Genomic DNA, 2,229 nt, shown 5'->3' on the forward strand with positions numbered 1-2,229 from the left:
CATCGCGTAACCACTCTCCTTCGTGTCTTGGTCGACTTCGAAGGGATCTACGCGATGGCCGTCCTCACTTCACGACGCCACGCCTGTCACCAGCGGAAACTCGTACACCACCTGCGTGGACGCAACCTCAGCGACTCCTACCAGTCATCAACCCCGGTACGGTGCGGGTCAGTGGCGGCCGCGCCCGCCCGCTTCCGAATCGCTGGGGGTCCAGTTGCACGTGTTCTACACGCCGAGCGCGGATGAGGTGGTGTGGGCGCGGGAGCGCACGGACACTGATGATCACCTGCTGGCGCTGGTGGTGGCGCTCAAGTGCTTTCAGAAGATGGGCCGGTTCCCCAAGGCGGGTGAGGTGCCGGAAGCGGTGGTCGACCATGTCCGGCGGTGTCTGCGGCAGTTAGTTTGAAGGGGTGGATCATGGTGAGGAGCAACCGTGGCAAGAGGAGGGGGAAGGCAGGGATGGCTGCGGACAGTAGCGAAGGAAGACGTACAAGGGAGGCACCGGTTGAAGGCCGGTCGGCGACGAACGGGCCTTCAACCGGGCACGGCGACCGCAACGACGGCGCCGACCACCCGGCCACGCTCACGCGGCGCGACCACCCCGCCCCGCCACGCTCTGCAAGAAACCCACAGAGGTCTGCCATGCGCAACCTGCAAGAATCCCGCCACGACCTGGCCCGGCACGTCTTCCACGGCAAGAAGGGCGAGCTGCGCCAGAAGTACCACACCGGCATGGAGGACCAGCTCGGCGCGCTCGGCCTGGTCCTGAACTGCATCACCTTATGGAACACCGTCTACCTGGACGCCGCCCTCGCCCAGCTGCGCGCGCAGGGATACCCGGTACTCGCCGAGGACGTCGCCCGCATCACCCCCTTCATGCGCAAGCACATCAACGTCCACGGGCACTACTCCTTCGCCCTGCCGGAGCTGCGCGGCGGCCGCCGTCCGTTCCGCGACCCTGATGAGGACGAAGACGAAGACGACTGACGCTTCTGGCGGTGATTCGGGCCAGGCCGGCGCCGCAGGGGCGCCGTGGTGGTCAGTCCTGGCCCTGCAGGCGCCGCATCAGCTCCGGTGGTGTGCCGCTGCCCGGCCCGATGAGGCGGGCCCGCACCGGCCGCAGATCCGCCGGCTGGGCGCGCGTCGCCGCCGCGGCGCGTAGCTCCTTCAGGTCGGGGATGTGGTTGTACAGCGTGCCCGGCGAGACGCCCAGCAGCCTGGCGATCGAGGTGATGGAGTGGGCCGGGTTGGGCAGCATGTCCCGAGCCGCGCGCAGCAGGTCCTCATTCACCACGGTGGGACGCCCGCCGACCCGGCCGCGGGCCTTGGCGGCGGCCAGGCCCTCGCGGGTGCCGGCCACGATCAGCTCGCGGATGAACTCCGCCAGGGCGGCGAACACGTGGAAGACCAGCCGCCCACCGGGCGTGGTGGTGTCCAGGTTCTCGTGCAGGCTGGTGAACCCGATCTCGCGCTGGCGTAGTTCGGCGACCATGGTGATCAGGTCGTGCAGCGACCGGCCGTACCGGTCCAGGGACGGCACGACGAGGGTGTCACCGGCGGCGAGGAAGGCGTGGCAGGCCTTCAGCTCGGGCCGCTGAGCGTTCTTACCGGACTTCTTGTCGGCGAAGATCCGCCGGCACCCCGCCGCGGTCAGCGCGTCGATCTGCCGCTCGAGTTTCTGCCCGCCGGTCGAGACGCGGGCGTAACCGATGCGGATCTCAGTTCGGCGGGCAGGGAAGACGTCGAACGGGTCGGCGGGCAGCTCCAGGGGGCTCGTCCCGCCCGCCATCCTCTCAACGAACGGTGCCGTCAGGTTGTTGAACACCACTGGTTGTTGAAGGGGTTTTTGAAGGCCTCCAGGGGCCCGCGGCCACGGTTCCGGGCGATCTTCAATAAACGATCGTTACTTGAAGCCGCCGTGACGGACAGGACAGCGCGACCGGCTCGGAGGAGAACGCCATCGTCGTCGCCCCGCCGCCTCCTCAACCCCCGGCAGCCCCCGCCCACCAGCACATTGCCCCGCGTCACCACCGCCGGGTGGGTGACGAGGGTGTCGCTGATGTCGGGGCGTGGGTCTGTCCAGTTAACGGTGTAACTCGATCTTGCGGGGTCTAGTTGCGGGCTGCGGCCAGGCGGCCTTCGAAGGTGATCTCGAAGGCGTTCAGGGCTGCTTTCCAGCGGGTGATCCAGCGTTTGCGGCCCTTGCCGGTGGGGTCCAGGCTCATCACC

1 protein-coding gene and 2 pseudogenes are annotated in these 2,229 nt (G+C 68.2%); 2 read left to right on the top strand and 1 reads right to left on the bottom strand.

From position 1 onward, the window contains the following. Window positions 1–202: 202 nt before the first annotated feature. Both NDW01_RS42600 and NDW01_RS42605 read left to right on the top strand, forming a co-directional pair. Window positions 203–391: pseudogene (locus NDW01_RS42600) on the top strand (DUF4158 domain-containing protein); the annotation flags it as partial. Window positions 392–648: 257 nt separating this feature from the next. Continuing rightward, window positions 649–987 (top strand): annotated as a pseudogene (locus tag NDW01_RS42605) (Tn3 family transposase); the annotation flags it as partial. 52 nt (window positions 988–1,039) lie between these two features. Here NDW01_RS42605 and NDW01_RS42610 read toward each other — a convergent pair. After that, on the bottom strand, window positions 1,040–1,789 hold the full coding sequence (locus NDW01_RS42610) for a recombinase family protein (protein ID WP_252830375.1): 750 nt from the start codon (window positions 1,787–1,789) through the stop codon (window positions 1,040–1,042). Window positions 1,790–2,229 lie beyond the last annotated feature (440 nt).

This window comes from Actinoallomurus soli (assembly GCF_024055715.1).
Classification (GTDB): Bacteria; Actinomycetota; Actinomycetes; order Streptosporangiales; family Streptosporangiaceae; genus Actinoallomurus; species Actinoallomurus soli.

Excerpts from the sequence above, each read along its gene's own strand:
- NDW01_RS42610 (WP_252830375.1), bottom strand. The coding sequence starts at position 1,789 with ATGGCGGGCGGGACGAGCCCCCTGGAGCTGCCCGCCGACCCGTTCGAC.